This window comes from Flagellimonas lutimaris, assembly GCF_051494225.1.
Taxonomy (GTDB): domain Bacteria; phylum Bacteroidota; class Bacteroidia; order Flavobacteriales; family Flavobacteriaceae; genus Flagellimonas; species Flagellimonas lutimaris_A.
Window position 1 is genome coordinate 1,014,183 of record NZ_JBNPYE010000001.1, and the last position, 19,515, is coordinate 1,033,697.

General features: G+C 40.0%; 13 protein-coding genes. 7 read left to right on the top strand and 6 right to left on the bottom strand.

Annotated features, from left to right (window positions below):
* Nucleotides 1–5 precede the first annotated feature (5 nt).
* The gene (locus ACQQ5U_RS04515; protein WP_437395751.1) at nucleotides 6–527 is read right to left on the bottom strand and encodes a 5' nucleotidase, NT5C type; all 522 of its coding nucleotides are present in this window, start codon (nucleotides 525–527) and stop codon (nucleotides 6–8) included.
* Nucleotides 528–774: 247 nt separating this feature from the next.
* On the opposite strand from ACQQ5U_RS04515, the gene ACQQ5U_RS04520 reads away from it, so the two are divergent.
* From ACQQ5U_RS04520 to ACQQ5U_RS04540, 5 genes are read left to right on the top strand one after another with little or no spacing between them, the layout of a single operon-like run.
* Nucleotides 775–1,653, top strand: a complete 879-nt coding sequence (locus ACQQ5U_RS04520; RefSeq protein ID WP_437395752.1) for an aminotransferase class IV — start codon at nucleotides 775–777, stop codon at nucleotides 1,651–1,653.
* A gap of 14 nt (nucleotides 1,654–1,667) precedes the next feature.
* The gene (locus ACQQ5U_RS04525) at nucleotides 1,668–3,257 is read left to right on the top strand and encodes an N-acyl-D-amino-acid deacylase family protein (RefSeq protein ID WP_437395753.1); all 1,590 of its coding nucleotides are present in this window, start codon (nucleotides 1,668–1,670) and stop codon (nucleotides 3,255–3,257) included.
* Nucleotides 3,258–3,263: 6 nt separating this feature from the next.
* On the top strand, nucleotides 3,264–4,562 hold the full coding sequence (locus tag ACQQ5U_RS04530) for a M20/M25/M40 family metallo-hydrolase (protein WP_437395755.1): 1,299 nt from the start codon (nucleotides 3,264–3,266) through the stop codon (nucleotides 4,560–4,562).
* A 4-nt stretch (nucleotides 4,563–4,566) separates the two neighbouring features.
* Nucleotides 4,567–6,189, top strand: a complete 1,623-nt coding sequence (locus ACQQ5U_RS04535; protein ID WP_437395757.1) for a serine hydrolase domain-containing protein — start codon at nucleotides 4,567–4,569, stop codon at nucleotides 6,187–6,189.
* Between the two features lie 15 nt (nucleotides 6,190–6,204).
* The gene (locus tag ACQQ5U_RS04540) at nucleotides 6,205–7,263 is read left to right on the top strand and encodes a serine hydrolase domain-containing protein (protein ID WP_437395759.1); all 1,059 of its coding nucleotides are present in this window, start codon (nucleotides 6,205–6,207) and stop codon (nucleotides 7,261–7,263) included.
* Nucleotides 7,264–7,300: 37 nt separating this feature from the next.
* Here the strand turns inward: ACQQ5U_RS04540 and ACQQ5U_RS04545 are convergent, their stop codons facing one another.
* From ACQQ5U_RS04545 to ACQQ5U_RS04565, 5 genes are all read right to left on the bottom strand, one after another.
* On the bottom strand, nucleotides 7,301–10,639 hold the full coding sequence (locus ACQQ5U_RS04545; protein WP_437395760.1) for a VCBS repeat-containing protein: 3,339 nt from the start codon (nucleotides 10,637–10,639) through the stop codon (nucleotides 7,301–7,303).
* Between the two features lie 256 nt (nucleotides 10,640–10,895).
* Nucleotides 10,896–12,617 (bottom strand): RagB/SusD family nutrient uptake outer membrane protein, encoded by a 1,722-nt coding sequence (locus tag ACQQ5U_RS04550; protein ID WP_437395761.1) that lies wholly within the window; start codon nucleotides 12,615–12,617, stop codon nucleotides 10,896–10,898.
* Nucleotides 12,618–12,620: 3 nt separating this feature from the next.
* Nucleotides 12,621–15,830 carry a SusC/RagA family TonB-linked outer membrane protein gene (locus ACQQ5U_RS04555; protein ID WP_437395762.1) on the bottom strand — a complete coding sequence of 1,070 codons (3,210 nt, stop codon included), beginning with the start codon at nucleotides 15,828–15,830 and terminating at the stop codon, nucleotides 12,621–12,623.
* 251 nt (nucleotides 15,831–16,081) lie between these two features.
* The gene (locus ACQQ5U_RS04560; RefSeq protein ID WP_437395764.1) at nucleotides 16,082–16,426 is read right to left on the bottom strand and encodes a hypothetical protein; all 345 of its coding nucleotides are present in this window, start codon (nucleotides 16,424–16,426) and stop codon (nucleotides 16,082–16,084) included.
* 180 nt (nucleotides 16,427–16,606) lie between these two features.
* Nucleotides 16,607–16,867 carry a hypothetical protein gene (locus tag ACQQ5U_RS04565; protein WP_437395766.1) on the bottom strand — a complete coding sequence of 87 codons (261 nt, stop codon included), beginning with the start codon at nucleotides 16,865–16,867 and terminating at the stop codon, nucleotides 16,607–16,609.
* Nucleotides 16,868–17,019: 152 nt separating this feature from the next.
* Between ACQQ5U_RS04565 and ACQQ5U_RS04570 the strand changes: the two genes are divergently transcribed.
* Both ACQQ5U_RS04570 and ACQQ5U_RS04575 read left to right on the top strand, forming a co-directional pair.
* Entirely contained in the window at nucleotides 17,020–17,736 is a 717-nt protein-coding gene (locus ACQQ5U_RS04570; protein WP_437395767.1) for an NUDIX hydrolase, read from the top strand.
* Nucleotides 17,737–17,806: 70 nt separating this feature from the next.
* On the top strand, nucleotides 17,807–19,513 hold the full coding sequence (locus ACQQ5U_RS04575; RefSeq protein ID WP_437395768.1) for a GMC oxidoreductase: 1,707 nt from the start codon (nucleotides 17,807–17,809) through the stop codon (nucleotides 19,511–19,513).
* Nucleotides 19,514–19,515 lie beyond the last annotated feature (2 nt).

Consider the following 19,515-nt stretch of genomic DNA (forward strand, 5'->3'; position numbering starts at 1 on the left):
GCAAGTTACAAAAGTTTGTCGGCGATATCCTTCCACGTATTGGCACGTTCAAAAGCCATTACATTTGTGTTGTGCGGTGATGTAAACATAATGGACCTACCATCAAAAAGCGCAAGGTTCTTGCTGCGGTCGTCAATAAGCACATCACCCTTTAAAACGTGTTTGTTCCCGCACAAAATTCGATTTTGCCATGGGATAAAGGGAAAAAATTCATCCAACCAATCCGATTTTTCACGCAATGACTGTGGAAACTCCATAGCTGCAGAGGCAATATATACTTCATGTTTCTTACTTAGCTCTTCAAGAACTTCTTGGCTATCATCGATAATCTTTAAATCCTGAAAAAAACCATCCCGTCTTGTATGGTCTTTTATGGATTGCTGATGTTCTTCTGGAACACATTGCCAAAATTCCTTACCATAGCATTCTTCGGCTTTTATCCGGGCGTTGAATTCTTGGTTGTAAATGTCTATATGGGCTTGGTATGCATCTGCAATAACCTCATCCATGTCAACAAAAATGATCATATTCTATTTTTTTGATGAAGTACGACAAAACTCTTCAATTTTAAAAACCTACTTTATGAATGTATTGTTAACAGACATGAATTTCTTAATAAGACCCATTGCTTTTCTAAAATTTCACAAGAATTTGTCCATCATTTAACCAAATCATATTGCTGAATTTTAAATTAAAAAAATAACAGTTACCTTCACATAACTAGATTATTAAAAGCGCGAACATTGCGTTTTTTTTGCTTAAAACCGACCTTACATGTTGCCCAAAGGAAACTTTCCTGAAAAAGTCTATTTAAATGGTGAAATAGTATCAGCTGAAAACGCCAAAATATCAATTTTTGATCGAGGATTTCTATTCGGAGATGGTATTTACGAAGTAATGATGCAATTGGAAAATGGTATTTTCTATAAAAAGGCGCATCTAGACAGACTGCAAAACAATCTGAACAAAATTGGAATACAATACGAAGTTCAGGAAATTGACGACCGACTTAGCGGACTTCTTCAAGCCTCAAATCTAGAAGGAGAATCTTGCCTAATTTATATGCAGGTAACTCGTGGAGTCGCCCCAAGAAAACATTCCTATCCAAAAGATGTTGTCGCAACCGTGATGATGTATGCCCTACCCTACAGTCTTCCACACATCAATACTAAAAACATGAAAGCCATTTTGGAGCCAGATTTTAGGTGGCACCGATGTGATATCAAATCCATATCGTTATTGGGCAATATTATGACCAACGAATCGGCGATGAATGCAAATACCAATGAAGCTGCTTTGGTTAGAGATGGGATAATCTCAGAAGGGTCGCATACCAATATCTTTTTTGTGAAAGATGGAACCGTTATTACCCATCCTGCCAACGAACATATTTTAAACGGCATTACAAGAAAAATTGTTCTAAAGCTTTGTAATGACCTCGATTTGCCCGTAAGCGAGAAACCCATTGCCGAAAAAGAAATTGAACGTATGGACGAAGCATTTTTTACCGGAACAACCACTCAAGTTGCCTCTATCGCCCAACTGGGTTCCCACACTTTCCATAAAAATGATGAAGTCGGTAAAGTTACCCGCCAGCTTCAAGAAGCATTTGCTCAACTAAGAAAAACAGATACCTCAAACATTACATTATAAATACCCCTTTAATTATGACTAAAAACAATTCCAATAAGCTTTATAAAACCATCTTGGGACTATGTCTACTATGGATTTCTTCTTGCAGCAACCAAGAAACCTATGACCTTCTCATTTTAAACGGTACCGTTTACGATGGTAAGGGCGGTGATGCGATAGTTGCCGATATTGCCATCAAAGATTCCTTAATTGTAGGAGTTGGTGAATTTGGCAATGCCAAAGCAAATAAAATAATTGATGCTTCCGGACTAGCTGTTTCTCCTGGTTTTATTGATATGCACACACACATTGAGCCTATCATGGAACTTAATTCCTGTGAAAGTCATGTGAGGCAAGGAGTCACTACATCTTTGGGCGGACCCGATGGCAGTTCGCCTTACCCGCTCAAACCATATATGGACAGTCTCCAAAATAAAGGGGTTGGGATGAACGTGGCTTATTTGGTAGGACACAACACTATTCGAAGGAATATTATGGGGCTGGAGAACAGAGCTCCCACAGCCGAAGAACTCAAAGCTATGGAAGCCGAAGTGGACAGTGCCATGAAAGATGGTGCTTTCGGTATCTCCACAGGATTAAAATATCTCCCGGGAGCATTTTCAAAAGTGGATGAAGTCATCAGTCTTTCCAAGGTAGCCTCAAGTTATGGCGGTATTTACACATCACATCTAAGAGAAGAGGGTTTGGGACTTTTTGATGCTGTTGCCGAAGCCATCAAAATTTCGGAAGAAGCGGATATTCCTGTTGTATTGACCCATCACAAAGCTATTGGAAAACCCATGTGGGGCAAAAGTTCAAGAACTTTGGCTATGGTAGATTCGGCTAGGGCAAAAGGACTTGACATTAAAATGGACCAATACCCTTATGCCGCTAGTTACACTGGCATTTCAGTCTTAATACCCAACTGGGCAAGGGCTGGTGGACCAGAAGAATTTAAAAAACGAATCGCAGATCCAGTGCTTAAGGACAGTATTAAAAATGGCATTGTTTTCAATATACTAAACGACCGAGGTGGGTCTGATTTGGACCGTGTACAGTTTGGTAAAGTGGAATGGGCACCGGAATTGGAAGGGAAAACATTAAAATATTGGTGCGAGGAAAATAATTTAGAGCCTTCTGTGGAAAATGGGGCCGAAATGGTAATCAAAGCGCAATTAAATGGCGGTGCAGGATGTGTTTTCCATGCCATGGCCGAAGAAGATGTGGAGAATATCATGAAACATCCTTTTACCATGATCGGATCGGACGGTAGATTGGTGAAACCGGGAATGGGACATCCACACCCACGTGGGTATGGAACTTTTCCAAGAGTCCTCGGACGCTATGTTAGAGAAAAAAACACCTTGGAGCTCAGCGAAGCCATTAGAAAAATGACCTATTTACCCGCACAAAGTCTTAACTTATCGGACCGCGGACTTATCAAAGAAGGCTTGAGAGCGGATATTACCATATTTAACCCCGAAACTGTGATAGACAAAGCCACATTTGAAAAACCACACCAATATTCAGAAGGAATCGATTACGTAATCGTAAACGGTGGTTTGGCGGTAGACAATGGGGAATTCAAGGATATAAAATCAGGAATAGTTCTAAAAAAACAATAGATGAAAATGAAACAAATCGTACCAAGCTTATTGATGATTGCCGGCATCTTTTCTAATTCAATTTTGGCACAAGAAAGCAAAAGCATCGAAAAAAAATACACAAAAGAGGTAGCACGTTTGGTCAAAGCAAAACAGGTAAAGGCTGCTTTTACTCTTATTGAAGAGCAAAAAGAACAAACCACTGAAGACCACATCACCTTAACAGAGGTATTAGCGCCCCCGTTCAAAGAAGATGCCAAAGGAGTGGTATTTGGAAACATGCTCAAGGAAGCTGGCATTGACAGCATCTGGACTGACAAGGTCGGTAATGTAATCGGACTTAGAAAAGGTACTGCTGGAGCATCGGGATATGTAGGTATAGATGCCCACCTTGATGTTGTATTCCCGGAAGGTACCGATGTAACCGTAAAAAAAGTTGGAGATACATTAAAAGCTCCTGGTATTGGTGATGATACCCGTGCATTGGCAAATCTTATATCCATGCTCAAAGCTATGAACAAGGCTGGTATCAAAACAGAAAAAGATGTACTTATTGTAGGTTCGGTTGGTGAAGAAGGCTTGGGAGATTTGCGTGGCATGAAATATATGTTCAACGAATCCGGTCTGAATATAGATTCTTGGATTGCCATAGATGGAGGCAGCATGGGTCGTATTAGCAATGCCGGATTGGGCTCCAAACGCTATAAATTGTTGGTAAAAGGGAAAGGTGGTCACTCGTGGGGAGCTTTTGGACTTGCCAACCCACATCACGCTATGGGCAAAGCCATTGATGTTTTTTCTGAGGCGGCTTGGAAATACACTTCGGGCAACATCCCTAAAACAAGTTTTAACGTGGGCAGAATCGGCGGCGGTACTTCTGTTAACTCTATCCCCTTTGAATCTTGGATGGAAGTGGATATGCGCGCCATTAGTCCAAAAAACTTGGATGAAATTGAGACTATTTTTAAATCATCTGTGGAAAAAGCCATCGCAGAGTACAATGCCAGTGGTGTACAAGGTGAAGTGACCTATGAGCTTATCAAAATTGGCGATCGTCCTTCAGGTGAACTATCCCCTGAAATTCCATTGGTCCAGAGAAGTATGGCCGCTACAGAATTCTTCGGAGTAAACCCATCGCTTGGAAGAGGTTCCACCAATATAAACATTCCTGTTTCCAAAGGTATCCCAGCGGTATGTATTGGCCGTGGAGGCAAAGGAGGTGGCGCACATTCTCTGCACGAATGGTACGTAAACGACGAACCTGGTGATGAGTCCATTAAATTGGCACTTTTGATTACGTTGGCGCAAGCAGGGTTAGATAAATAGCATCATGAAAAAGCTCTTCCCCAAACTGTTCTTTACCCTCGCCCTTCTATTTTGGGGTTTGGTCGATGCGCAACTTAGCGAAGGCCAACTATCACAAATAGACAGCTTGTTTGTACAATGGAACAAACCCAACCACCCTGGAGGAGCCATTGCGATTATGCAAGGGGACGATGTGGTTTTCTCCAAAGCTTACGGGCTGGCCAGCATGGAATATCTGGTTCCCAACACCACGGGAACGAGATTTAATGTGGCTTCTGTATCCAAGCAGTTCAGTGCTTTGGGCATTATAAAACTGCATCTGGAGGGCAAACTTTCCATAGACGATACCATAGATAAATATATTGATGGACTCGCACCATTTGGAAATAGGATTACTATTCGGCATATGCTTCACCACACGAGTGGGTTGCGAAGTCTTCATGCATTGTTTGGACTAGCGGGTTGGCGAGGAGATGATACTAGGACCAATGCCGATTTGAATAGAATCATTGCAAAACAAACCGAACTCAATTTTGAACCTGGTTCGGAATACATGTATTGCAACACGGGCTTTATGTTCTTGGTCAATATTATTGAAAAAGTCACTAATACATCCTTTATAGATTATATGAAGGAAGAAGTTTTCATCCCTTTGGGCATGAACGACACCTATGTGGAAGTCGATTATGACAGAATTGTTCCCAACAATGCCACTTCTTATAACCAAACTTTGGATGGTTTTGTTCGTTCCGTGGAGTATTGGGGCTATGTTGGCTCGGGAAATATGCATACCACAACCTCGGATTTGCTTAAATATCTTAAAAACTATTACAATGCGTTACCTGGATGGAAACCTGCATTTGATATGATGCAGACTCTAGACCCACTTAACGATGGTAGTTTTAACAAATATGCCTTTGGGGTAAATGTTGATGAGCTTTATGGTAAAAAACGAGTGAGCCATGGAGGATCCATCGGTGGTTTTAGATCTAACATTGCTGTTTTTCCGGAGGAGGAAACCAGTATTGCCGTTATTACCAACTTTTCAAGTTCTGGCCCTGCCGGTAAATCCAACAACATAGTAGAAATCCTTTTTGGTAAACCATCAGCCAAGAAATTGGGCATGGTTTCAATTTCCAAAAAGAAAATGGAGTCTTATTCTGGAACGTATTGGGATGATGAAACCTATTCCGAACAACAACTTACCATAAGCGGAGATACCTTGTATTTAGGAAGAAATGCATTTTTGCCCACTCAAAACGATGAATTTATCGCCATTTCATCGGAAAATGATACTAAAATTAAATTCAAAAGTGGAACCATGACCATTTACCCTGAAAGTGGTAAGCCCATGGTGTTTTCCAAATTGAAACAAGAGGAGTTAACCGAATCATTGGCCAAAGCATATGTAGGCACCTATTTTAGTCCTGAAATTGAAACCGCTTACACCATTCATTATGATGATGGTGAATTCTACGCCCATCATATTAGACATGGAAAAGTTAACCTTGAACAAAAGAAAAAAGACCTGCTAAAAGGTTTTTATCCATTGTCCTACATCAGATTCAAAAGAGAAAATGGGAAAATCATAGGGGGGTGGATATCCAACGGTAGGGTTCGCAACCTTTGGTTCACTAAAACCGAATAACAAAAACCGACCATTATGAGACTATTTTTCATCTTTTTAATGTTCTGCTGCCTAACATTGGACGCCCAAACATTTCCAGATAGGGTTTGGCATTCGGCAACGGAAGATGAAGTCCAACCATGGCAAAACGAAAAATCAGAGGCTTTTAGGAAATATTTGATTGATAGTACAAAAATCACTGGACTCATGATTGTGCATAAGGGTAAGGTGGTCTTTGATTTTGGTGATTTGGAAGAACTCAGTTATATCGCTTCCTGTAGAAAAAGTGTGCTATCCATGCTCTACGGGCAATATGTAGAGAATGGTACCATCGATTTGAGCAAAACCATTAAAGAGTTGGGCATCGACGATGTAGAGGGCATTCTTCCCATTGAGGAAAAGGCTACCGTTAAAGATATTATTTCTGCAAGATCTGGGGTTTACCATCCCGAAGGATATCCTGGAGGCATGCAGGAATATGCCCCGAAACGAGGTTCGGTGGAACCCGGTTCCCATTGGCTGTACAGTAATTGGGATTTTAATGTGGCAGGTTTCATTTTTGAACAGGAAACAGGCAAAAACATCTACGATGAAGTGGAACGGCAATTGGCGAATCCGTTACATATGCAGGACTGGGATCGTTCCGTACAACACAAACAGGGGAACACCAAAATTTCGAAATATTTGGCATACCCCATGTGGTTTTCTACAAGAGATATGGCGCGATTGGGCTTGTTGATGTTGAACAAAGGAAAATGGAAAGATGTACAAGTAGTAAGTGAATCATGGGTAGATGAAATGCTAAAGACTCGAACCACGTATAAAGAACTGAACCAAAATGTCCCAGTTTTTAAAGGGAGCGGGGTGAATTACGGATATGGTTACATGTGGTGGTTATGGCAAAATGTAGAAGACAAACGCTTTGAAGGCGCTTATTCCGCCAAGGGGGCCATGGGGCAGAATATTACCGTATACCCAGCTATTGAAACGGTTTTGGCCTTTAAGACCAAAGCAGCATATCGAAGAGCCAATCCATCCCAAGTTAGGATAAATGTTGCCAAAAAGGCTGCGGAAATCTTCGATATGCAGCAATAGTTTTTGAAGAGTACAGGCTCTACTTTACTTAATTGAATTACTCTGTTTTGGTAAACACTAACGCCCTACCCCTATTTTGTGTAACTATAACATATGGGTTTCCTCCAGTTGCCTTTTCCACCAATATCATGTCTTTTGCGTCTCCAGTTACTTTAAAACCGCTTTCTTCAGCATTTTTAAAGTCAAAACTTCCTTTGCCATCATTTAATAATACACCGCCATTGAAAGCATCATACCTACCAATAAAAGCTTCATTTCCATAATCATTGCCTATCATTAGCACATCGGTAGAGGTGTCCGTATCAGTATTTGTTGCAATCATACATTTTATAGGTGCTGCCTGTGTTTGCCATGGGAGTTTACCCACTTTGAACTGTCCACTTCCATCATTTTCAAAATAGCTGGTTTGATCATAATTAGCCATTAACTCGTCCGCTCCTTCAAGCTCTTCAGGAGTGAACAATTCATTTTTGGTGGTTGTGGCATATTCACGGAAATAATTAAACTTTTTTCTAAACAAAGGGCTTTGGCCTATAAGATCTCCCCAAAAATTAATGGGATAGGGTTCATATGTCGGGTTTTCAAAATCACTTTTGAAATACGCGAACATTACTGGGTCAATGGCTCCATTATTATCGAAGTCCTTGGCCAACATGGTAACCGGTCTTTCTTGTGAGGGATTATATAAATTGTTCATTCCTAAATTTCCTGCCAATAAATCAATATCACCATCACCGTCAAAGTCTTCGGCCAAAACACATTCCCACCATCCAGAAAGTTGCTGAATCCCAGTAGTGTCCAAAGACTCGAATTTATCCTTTTTATTCATAAAAATGGTGACGGGCATAAACTCCCCTACCAAAACAAGGTCTTGTAAATTGTCCTTATCTAAATCTGTCCATATGGCATCAGTTACCATTCCAGGATTTCTGAGGGCTTTGTTATAGTCCTCGGTAACATCCAACAAGGTGCCTTTTTCATTTTTCAACAAATAACAATTATCTGGTTTTGGATACTGAGAAAATGGGGTACGACCTCCCACGAACAAATCTACATAACCATCTCCATCAAAGTCTGTAGCCTCAACTACAGAGCCACTTGAATTTATTTCTGGAACCTTATCGGTTGCCATTATAAATTTCCCATTACCTTGGTTGATCATTAAATAATCCTGATAATACGGAGAGTCTAGATCAAACTCATTACTACCGGCAACCATATAAACATCAAGGTCTCCATCATTCTCAAGGTCAAAAAGAACTATACTGGTTTCTTCGTGTTCTTTATTTTTTTCATCTTCAAACAATGGTGAACTGGAAAAAGCCCCATTGGCATCTTGCATAAAGATCATAGGTGAATATCCTGATGAACTACCGATTATAAAATCTTCATATCCATCACCGTTAATATCACCTTTTGCAAGACTAGGTCCATTTTGGGTGAGTTTGTGAGGGAGTGTAGGTTGAACATAAAAATCTGCCTTATCTGTTTCCTGGTGAACATAATTGACCCCAACTTGCTCTGAAATTTCTTGATATATGGGTTTAGATTCTTTGGGTGCCAAAGGAAATGCCAATTCATGTCCCGTTGAAGAGGCGGCATCACTATGGTTGATACTTAGGGTTTGGTTGCTTTTAACATCTTTTAGAACCTGAATACTTCCATCCGGCCATACAATTTCCAGGGAAGTGATGTCTTTCTTAGCTCCCAAACCAAAATGCACCTTGCTGTCCACGGTGGACAAATAGCCCCTATTGAGCTGATGTTCGTAATATTGAAAAGTTCCATCTTTAAAGCGTAGGGCTACCTTGGTACCCAAACCTGCCTGATTCGATTTTGGACCGTTTAAATTCAACTGAAGAAAGTTCTTGTCTGTCTTTTGTTCAACTTCGAGATTATTCTTGAAAATAAAAGCTTCGTCGTTAATGTTGTTTACCACATAATCCAAATCACCATCTGCATCTAAATCAGCAAATGCAGCTCCATTTGAAAATGAGGGTATACTTAATCCCCATTCCTTGCCTACATCCTTGAACTGACCATTGCCAACATTTTGGTATGCATAATTCGGAATTTTTACAACAGGAATGGAATCCAAAATTTGTGAAGTAGTCAAATACTTCTGAACATTAAAGTTAAACTCACCAAAATCAAGATCTGTTATATCGCGAGGGAAACCATTGGTTATCAATACATCTTTGCGCCCATCGTTATCCGCATCAACAAAAAGCGGCGACCAACTCCAATCGGTTTTGGCAATTCCCGCCATTAACCCAATCTCGCTGAAGGGCATATCGGGGCCCTGGCCCATCTGAAGCATGTTACGCATATATTGATAATCGTAGCCATACCTATCATTCATTTGGTAATCATTATACTTGGTCGTTTTAATGGTTGTTTTTAATCTGTAATTAGTTTCTCCCAACATATCAAGTGTGACAATATCCAGATAGCCATCGTTATTAAAATCGGCTATATCAGAGCCCATGGAGAATTTACTTTGATGCTTTACAAAATCACTGATTTTATCGGTAAAGGTTCCGTCCCCATTGTTGATATATAGGATATCATTGCTCAAATAATCGTTGCTTACATAAATATCGGGCCAACCATCGTAATCCAAATCTGAAATGGCGACACCAAGGCCATATCCTTCAATGGTTATACCAGCTTCCATAGTAACATCTGTAAAAGTGTTGTCCCCATTATTGCGGTACAAACGATCATTGCTCAAGGATGAACCATCGGTTATTTTTTCACGATAGTTTGCAGGTAGAATATGAATGTCTACGTTATTGAGCACATACAGATCCAAAAAGCCATCTTTGTTATAGTCGATGAAAGCCGCATTCATGCTATTTCCGGTATCTGCAACGCCATATTCCTTGGCCATTTCCTTAAACATGGGGACTCCATTATCATCCACCCCTTGATTCACAAAGAGCATGTTGGCCTTTTCCTCTGGTGAGGCATACATGGCCGCACAAACATAGATATCGAGAAGGGAATCGTTGTTAATATCGATGACAGCTGTTCCGGTTTTCCATTTATCTGCTGCCGCAACACCAGAAGTTTCCGTGACATCTTTAAACTTGAAATTACCTTGGTTAAGGTATAACTTGTTGGTCACTTGATTTCCTGTAAAGAAAATATCGGGTTTATCATCATTGTTAAAATCTCCCACCGCTACTCCTCCTCCATTAAAGATGTATTCGCTCGTGAGTATATTGAAACTATCCGTTTCAACAATTTGATTGTTAAATGTAATTCCAGTATGGTTAGAGGAAACTTTGGAAAATAGCGTATGCTCTTGCTTTTTAGAGCAAGAAATAGCAATTAGGGAAACAAGTACAATTAAAACGGAATATTTGAACATTGTGGATGACGATATTTACAGATTGATAAAAAATAAAATGTAGCAAGACTTTTCCTTACTGCAAAGCAGTAATCTTTTATTAATTAAAATTTAATCAATTATTTATCAAAGATTCTATTTTAGTGATTGGTTGAATAAAAAGTAAGTCAAGAAGCATGAAAATCAACTCAAAGGATTGTAATCAAAAATAGGTTGCCAATATACATTGACAACCTATTGACTCGAATTAAATTAAACTAACTCGGACTACACATCTTTAATAACCAGGGTTCTGTGTCAATACACCACCACTCTGGTCTATGGCGTTAATTGGAATCGGGAACAAATCATGCTTAGCGGAGTAAGCTTTAAATTTGGTATCGTACCCTGATCCATCAAAATCTTCTCCTTCGTTTTGAAGATAGGTAGTGATAGTTTCCATTGCATTACCCCATCTTCTTAAATCGAACAATCTATGTCCTTCCATACCAAATTCCAAACGACGCTCAAAACGAATCGCTTTACGGGCAAAATCTGGGTTATCAAAAGAAACATAAGGTTCTATTTGATAATTGGCCGCATCGGTATCAGGAATAGGGTTATTATCGGCATCAAGTGCCTGCACATAACTCATGTTTTTAGCTCTGTTTCTTACTTGATTTACATAGTTCAAAGCCAAAGCTAAATCAGGAGTGGATTGCTCGGTGGCAGCTTCAGCGGCCATTAGCAATACATCCGCAAAGCGTAAAATGTTATAGTTGATACCTGACCAGTCAGATCCCCAACCACCGGTACCACGGTTGGATCCAACCTCATCGACCTGGTAAAAGTTCTTTTTAGGCAAATAAGGACCAGATATGTCACCGAAAGATGCTCTTATCCATTCTTTCCCTGGGTTATTTCCAAATCCATTGTAATCAATACCTCTTCTACCCACTGTATAATCCAATCTAGGATCTAGTGGACCAGTATGTGGAGTAAATGGCTCATCACTGTTGATTCCATAATCATTAACTACATCAGTATCGGCATACGTGTCCAACAATGGTAATCCACTACCATCTGTCTTATATGCATTTACCAAATCATGCGTTGGCTGATAAAAACCACAACAAGTTCCCAAAGGACCTCCACCAGGATAATTCAATGTTCCTGCGCCATTTCCGTTATAGGAACGTCCATCATCCGAAGCAAACTGAATAGCAAACATGGATTCTGGTCCATTTTCACCAGCCGCATTAAAGTTGTCCACAAATTCTGTGTTTAGAGCATATGGCCCATTGTTGATAACATCTTGGAATAATGGAAGTGCTTGATCATATTTTCCTTGGTACAAATAAGCTTTCCCCAAGAAAGCCTTGGCTACCCAGGCATTTGCCCTTCCTACAACAACTTCATCGCCCAGATTATTTATAGCTTCGGTCAAATCAGCCTCAATCTGTGCCCAAATTGGACCAGGGTTAGGTTGGTTGAACTCTTCGTTTACCAAATTTTCAACAGAAATAAAAGGTACATTCCCATAAAACTTCTGGAGCTCAAAATTAAAATAAGCTCTTAAGAAATAGGCTTCTCCTGCCTGTTGGGTAAAATCACCTTCTTCAATTTGATTGATCAGATCCAAAACGGCATTACAACGGTTCACACCTCCAAAAAGGGCACTCCATCTTCCCAAAAACCAACTATTACCTGTTTGCCAATCCAAGGTTTCAACTTGAAACAAAGCAGTATTATCACCATCTTCGCTTCCTCTGTGGGCATCGTCTGAAACAACATCGGCCCACCAGTTATCACCTCCAGCGGAAACACCTTCTCCTTGTCTATTAACACGCTCCCCGTCCATGGCCGAATATGCTGCAGTCAACTTAAGATCTACACCAACTGCGGTCTTTAAGTCCGAATCTGGAATATTACCAGTAGCTGCCTTTTCCGTAAAATCTTTACTACAGGCCCATAGCAATAGCCCTGCTAATAAGGTTGAATATATTACTTTCTTTTTCATTTTTTAAAATTTAAGATTAATCCCAAAGGAATAAATTGAAGCTAAAGGATAGTTGTTGTCAGATACACCTATCGTAAGGTTGTCTATAGCTCCACTGTTCAAAAATCTAGGCTGCAATTCAGGATCAACACCGTCATAACCAGTTATAGTAAATAGGTTGGTTCCTTGTAAATATAACCTAACGCTGTCCATTCCTAAGTAGCTGGATACATCTTCGCTTAGTGTATATCCGATCTGAAGGTTCTTCAATCTCATGTATGATCCATCTTCTACAAAGAAGGAATTCGCTTGACCTTCATTGTTTGTAATACTCTGACTCAATGCTGGCAGTGAAGCATCAGTATTTTGAGGGGTCCAAGAATCTAAAACTCTAGTACTTCTGTTTGCATCAAAAAAGGATGGAAAATCAGTATATACTTTATCATTATTGAAGATGTCATTTCCTTGTGATCCTTGGAAAAATGCTGACATATCAAAGCCTTTATAACCCATTGTTAAGTTAACACCGTATGTAAAATCCGGGTGAGGAGAACCGATAAAAGTTCTATCATCATCATTGATTATTCCATCATTGTTCAAATCACGATATCTGAATCTACCAACTCCTGCAGCATCAGATGCAAAACCTTGATCGGGTGCTGCTGCAACCTCAGATTCTGAAGAAAAAATACCATCCACAATTCTACCATAGAAGGAAGAAATTGGCTCACCCTCTTGTGTTCTGGTAACTGTTCCGGTAGTTCTAAACCCTCCGAATCCAGTCTGGAAGGCACTTATTAAATCAATTACTTCATTTTTGTAGCTCGAGAAATTTAAATCAATTCCGTAGCTAAAACCTGATGTAGTTTGATCTGCATAACTCAAAGTTGCATCTACACCTTTGTTTTGGATTGACCCAAGGTTTACATAAGGTGGAGCTGCATCTAAAGCTGTTGAGCTGTACAAGCTTCCATCCTGATTGATCAAATCCTTGGTTTTAATTGTAAAGTATTCTGCAGCAAGATTCAATCTGTTGTCAAAGAAACCAAGTTCAATACCAAAGTTGGTAGTTTCACTCGTTTCCCACTTCAAATTAGGGTTACCTGCAGCAGAAAGAATGGCTCCTTGCGTAGCCCCTCCACTACCGGAGTACGCATAGTTGGCATATTGTTCACTCAAAACAGAAAAGTTCACTGTTGGGTTATCCACAGGAAGTGTTTGGTTACCCAATTGCCCCCAAGAACCTTTCAACTTCAATCGGCTCAAGAAAGAATCCGCTGGCCAAAATGATTCGTTACTTAAAACCCACCCAGCACTGAAAGATGGGAATATATCGCTCTTGTTATCACCAACAAATCTAGAAGACTCATCACGACGTACGGTAGCTGTTAATAAATAACGGCCATCATAATCATAATTTACAGTTCCGAACAAAGAGAACAGAGATGATGAATTATCATAAGCATATGCTACGTTAGCAGCTCCACCACCATTGCTCAATAAATAGTAGTCTGGTGTTTCAAAAAAGTAACCTGTTCTGGAAATCTCTTTTCCTTTACCATGGTTATCCAAGGCTTCAATACCTATCAAAGCATTGATGCTGTGATCGCCGAAAGATTTGTTATAGCTCAAAGTATTGGTCCAAACCCACTCATAGGTATCTTGATCGGCCTCGGTCAAAGTATTTGTAGAGATTGGTTCCGGAGATTCAGGAATCAATGCTCTGAATCGTCGATCGTTATACGCTCTGATGGAACCACCAATAGATGTTTTAAACTGCAATCCGTCCATTATATCCACGGTAGCATAAACATCACCAAATACTCTAAACGCTTTCCTGAAATCATTTTTTTGTCTAGTAGCTTCTGCAACCGGGTTGTTTGGATTGGCAAGACCATTGGAGTTACTGTAGCTTCCTGCAAAATTGCCCTCAGCGTCATAAACAGGCACCAATGGCGACATTCTGGTAGCAAAGTTGAACCATGATTGTCCTCCACTTCTTCTATCAAAAGAAATATTCGCGTGTTCACCAATTCTAATTCTATCCCCAATTTTAAATTCAGAGTTTAATCTTACATTACCCCTTTTAAAACCGGTGTGAATCTGAATACCTTCACGGTTCAAATAACCTGCAGAGAAAAGAAATTTAGATTTTTCATTACCATTTTCCAAGGTAATGGAAGCATTTTGTGTAATTGCTGTTCTGTAAATCTCATCCAACCAGTCTGTACCACCGTTTGGTTTAACATTCATAGTTACCGGAACATCTCCTTGTATTACTGAAGGCACAACTGGGCTTGCACCATCACCATATTGTGGATGCGATGGTGTACCCCCATCATTAAGGATACTTTGCCAGATCATTTCTCCATGTTGTTGAGTGTTCAACAAATCTGGAACATTTGTCGGAGTTGAAAAACCAGTATACATATCCAAGGTAACTTTTGCCGTATCCAAATTATACCCACCACTTTTAGTAGTAATGATAACAACACCGTTAGAGGCACGGGCACCATAAATAGCAGCTGCACCATCCTTAAGTACGTTCATTTGCTGAATGTCTGCCGGGTTAATGGAATTCAAAATACTTGGGTCATCCGTCTGCACTCCATCAATAATATAAAGTGGATCGTTACTGTTACCAGTTCCATAACCCCTGATACGCACAACAGGTGATGCACCCGGAGTACCGTTGTTTGTGATGGTAACACCAGAAACTCGACCCTGTAATGCTTCTGCAGCATTCACGATTGGGGTTTTTGTAGCTTCCGAAACATCAACAGTTCCAACAGAACCTGTAAGTTCACCTCTTGTCTGGGTACCATACCCAGTTACCACAACCTCATCCAAAGCAGCCGCATCTTCTTCCATTGTTGCATCAATGGTGCTATTTCCGTTTACAGGAATTTCCGTTGTCTTAAATCCAACATAGGAAAAAATTAAGGTTGCGTCAGAAGCTGCTGTTATGGTATACTTACCATCAAAGTCTGTCTGCGTACCATTAGTAGTACCTTTTACAATTACATTGGTTCCCGGTAATGGAGCACCATAATTGTCCACAACCGTTCCGGTTATGGTTACTTGGTAAGGGGGTGAAGTAGTTTCATCCAGGTCTGGGCCTGCTGCATATGCAGAGCCACCCACCAACATCAATGCCATTGACAAAACGAAAGCCTGAAACGTTTTAACCGAATCGGCCCACCTTGTCAAAATCTGAATTCTGTTTTGATTCATAGATAGTCTATTTAGTTTAGTTACTTAGTTTGATTAAGATTGTGCATATTGTCTCAATCAGGAACAATAATAGGTAAAATTTTACAATTGGCAATATTTTAACATAAAATATTAATTATATCAAAACTGGGGCATAAATAATATGAAATTGCCATTATGTGTGATTCTCAGCCAACTGCGTATAAAGGCTGACCAAAAATCACGGTTAGTCGATGTACTATATTTTTAAGGGTTAAAAAAACAACAATAAATCAATTAAATGTTAAAAATACACAATACTTATTCCCGTATGCTTCATCCAAGAATTTATACCTTTCATCTTTATCCGCAGGGATGGATTCATTTTCAATATCGATGATCATAACAGACGGATTGCTATTGGAGGTATTCACATAGGGTCTGTTGGACAATTTCACACCATTGGGATCGCCAAGGATAATAAAGTTGACAAAGTAGTCCTGCATGGTTCCAGAGACTTTATAATCATCTTTTGTCCCTGGATAATCATCAACCAAGTGAAAGGTTTCCGAGGGCATATTCAATTTCACAAGCATGCGGTACACCAACAGGCTCAGGAGCCCTAGGTGTACTACCATTGCTTACAATGGTTTCACTGCCAAACCTGAAATCAAATTGGTATTCCTTAAAGGTGGTCTTATTTTAGAATACAAATAGCTATAAATAGGTTGATCGCTATTATTTCGGTGTAAATCGAACCATATGGATATAACTCCAGCACCTTTTGACAATCCTCTGGATAAAATTGCTTTTTACTCTTAATAGTTATCAACGGTGAGCAGTTGACCCTGCATCAATCCCATTGTTGGTATTTCTGCTGAATTCCACCCCAGCAAAAGAGACACTTGAGCTTGTTCCCCTGCTTCAAATATTTCTCGTAATATTTTGGGAAGAAAATAACCGTCAATTTCTACTGAAAACCCAAAACGTTGAGATTCATTATAGATTTCACGAGTACTCATTTTTCGAAGTTCTGTTATGGATGATATTCCAGCTTTATCCAAAAACTTCTTTTCCATTTTATCACCCTCTGCCAAGGGTGAGGACCATGACCATAAACAAATTTGATATTTTCATCTTTAAAGTTTCTTATTGTATCAATTTGCTACAATAACACCTTCTTTTTTATATATTTATATTTTTTTGATGTAAATTTTGCGATGTTTACAATATGCTACCTTCAGAAAATAAATACCTGACCAACGTTTCTTTTGATACTGTAATCTTCGGTTTTACAGGAGAAGAACTAAAAATTTTAATCCTAGAATATCAAAACTCTGGCATGTTTGCACTCCCCGGAGGATACATTCGACGTGATCAAAATTTACTCGATGCAGTTAAAAAAGGGGTCATGAAACGTACAGGGCTAAAAAAAATACATTTGGAGCAGTTCCACACTTTCGGAAAGTTGAACAGGTCCGATCCGGAGCCTTCAAAAAAAATTGCTCGTGGATTGGGTTACGAACTAGAAGAGGATAATTGGGTGCTGGATAGGTTTATCACCATTGGGTACTATTCCTTGATAGATTATAATCAAGTGCGACCTGCACCTAATAAATTTTCCGACTCCATAAACTGGTATAGTATCAACGACCTTCCCCCTTTGATGATGGATCATAAAGAAATCGTGGAGAAAGCATTGGAAGCCATTAGAAATGATTTGGGTAAAAAACCGATCGGGACAAATCTTTTACCTGAAAAGTTTACCATGAAAGAATTGCGAAAGGTATACGAAACTATTTTGAACAAGAAATTACGGCGTACTACATTTCAACGTAAAATGCTAAGTATGGACTTTTTAAAAAGACACGAAAAATTATATACCGGGGCGGCCAACAAAGCCCCTTACCTATACAGTTTTGACAAGGAAAAAGCTGAAAAGCCATAATAGCAACACCTAAACCATTATAAGAAATGGCAAACAATTTTAATCTTAAAAATCTAAACCAAACACCAAAATGCCAAACTTTAATATTGATGCCGATGCCAAATATACCTACGATGCCATTGTAATTGGTTCAGGAATAAGTGGTGGATGGGCAGCCAAAGAACTCTGCCAAAAAGGATTGAAAACCTTGGTTTTAGAGCGAGGTCCCATGGTTGAACACCCAAAAGATTACACCACGGCCAATCTTGATCCGTGGGACATGGAACTTCGTGGTGGATTAACGCCTGAGGAACAAAAAAAACATTATAAGGCCATCCGATCAGGATTTATAGGTAAGGATACAGAACATTTTTATGCCAATGACGAGGAAAACCCCTATACCGAGGTAAAGCCTTTTCTTTGGATACGAGGCCATCAAATGGGTGGCCGTTCGCTCCTATGGGGCAAACAGACATACCGCTGGAGTGAAATGGATTTTGAGGCCAATGCCAAAGATGGTCACGGAGTAGATTGGCCAATCCGCTACAAAGATTTGGAACCATGGTATACTTACGTAGAAAAATTTGCCGGTATCAGTGGCGAAGCGCTAGGATTACCACAGCTTCCCGATAGCCACTTCCTTCCCCCGATGGAACTGAACTGTGTGGAAAAAGAAGTCAAAAAACGAATTGAGAGCAATTTTCCTGGAAGACATATGATCATTGGGCGCGTGGCACATCTTACACAACCACTGAATGGACGAGGGCAATGCCAATATCGAAACCGATGCAGTCGTGGGTGCCCTTATGGTGCATATTTTAGCAGTAATGCCGTAACACTTCCTGCGGCCAATGCCACTGGAAACTTAACTTTTAGGCCCTATTCCGTTGTTCAGTCCATTATGTACGATGAAGGAAAAGGCAAAGCTTCGGGTGTTAGAATTATTGATGCAGAAACCAATGAAGCTATTGAGTATAAAGCAAAAATCATTTTTTGTAACGCCTCCACCTTAAGTACAACACAGATACTATTGAATTCCACCTCCAACCGTTTCCCTAATGGAATGGGTAACGATAGTGAGGAATTGGGGCACAATTTAATGGATCATACATACCGCGTTGGTGCCCTTGGAAAAGTTGAAGGCTTTGATGACAAATATTACAGCGGACGCCGGCCAAACGGGATTTATATCCCACGGTATTGGAACATCGACGAAAACTCAAAAACGGATAAATTTTTACGTGGATTTGGATATCAAGGTGGAGGTTACCGTATGGGCAATAGCGAAGCCGCCAACCGCAAAGAATTTGGAGGCAACTATAAAGACAGTATTATGAAACCAGGGCCTTGGGAATTCTTCATTACAGGTTTTGCAGAGTGTCTGCCCTATCACGATAACAAAGTATATCTGAACAAGGAGGTACCTGATAAATGGGGACAACCTACCCTATCCATCGATTGTGAATACAAGGAAAACGAACTGGCCCAGAATAAACAAATTCAAGAAGATGCAGTCGAAATGTTGGAAAAGGCTGGAGTGAAAGATGTAGTTGGCTTCGATAATGAACACGAACCAGGCTACGGCGTTCACGAAATGGGAACGGCACGTATGGGCCGTGACCCAAAAACTTCCGTTTTGAACGGCACCAATCAAATACATTCGGTAAAAAATGTGTTTGTTACCGATGGTGCTTGTATGACTTCCAACTCATGTGTAAATCCTTCACTCACCTATATGGCACTTACCGCAAGAGCCGCAAATCATGCAGTAGAAGAACTTAAAAAATTCAACATTTGATT

What these genes read in the sequence shown, in the direction of transcription:
- ACQQ5U_RS04530 (WP_437395755.1), top strand. Translation starts at nt 3,264, where the DNA reads ATGAAACAAATCGTACCAAGCTTATTGATGATTGCCGGCATCTTTTCT.
- ACQQ5U_RS04535 (WP_437395757.1), top strand. Translation starts at nt 4,567, where the DNA reads ATGAAAAAGCTCTTCCCCAAACTGTTCTTTACCCTCGCCCTTCTATTT.
- ACQQ5U_RS04560 (WP_437395764.1), bottom strand. Translation starts at nt 16,426, where the DNA reads ATGGTAGTACACCTAGGGCTCCTGAGCCTGTTGGTGTACCGCATGCTT.
- ACQQ5U_RS04515 (WP_437395751.1), bottom strand. Translation starts at nt 527, where the DNA reads ATGATCATTTTTGTTGACATGGATGAGGTTATTGCAGATGCATACCAA.
- ACQQ5U_RS04555 (WP_437395762.1), bottom strand. Translation starts at nt 15,830, where the DNA reads ATGAATCAAAACAGAATTCAGATTTTGACAAGGTGGGCCGATTCGGTT.
- ACQQ5U_RS04565 (WP_437395766.1), bottom strand. Translation starts at nt 16,867, where the DNA reads ATGGAAAAGAAGTTTTTGGATAAAGCTGGAATATCATCCATAACAGAA.
- ACQQ5U_RS04545 (WP_437395760.1), bottom strand. Translation starts at nt 10,639, where the DNA reads ATGTTCAAATATTCCGTTTTAATTGTACTTGTTTCCCTAATTGCTATT.
- ACQQ5U_RS04520 (WP_437395752.1), top strand. Translation starts at nt 775, where the DNA reads ATGTTGCCCAAAGGAAACTTTCCTGAAAAAGTCTATTTAAATGGTGAA.
- ACQQ5U_RS04575 (WP_437395768.1), top strand. Translation starts at nt 17,807, where the DNA reads ATGCCAAACTTTAATATTGATGCCGATGCCAAATATACCTACGATGCC.
- ACQQ5U_RS04550 (WP_437395761.1), bottom strand. Translation starts at nt 12,617, where the DNA reads ATGAAAAAGAAAGTAATATATTCAACCTTATTAGCAGGGCTATTGCTA.
- ACQQ5U_RS04570 (WP_437395767.1), top strand. Translation starts at nt 17,020, where the DNA reads ATGCTACCTTCAGAAAATAAATACCTGACCAACGTTTCTTTTGATACT.
- ACQQ5U_RS04540 (WP_437395759.1), top strand. Translation starts at nt 6,205, where the DNA reads ATGAGACTATTTTTCATCTTTTTAATGTTCTGCTGCCTAACATTGGAC.
- ACQQ5U_RS04525 (WP_437395753.1), top strand. Translation starts at nt 1,668, where the DNA reads ATGACTAAAAACAATTCCAATAAGCTTTATAAAACCATCTTGGGACTA.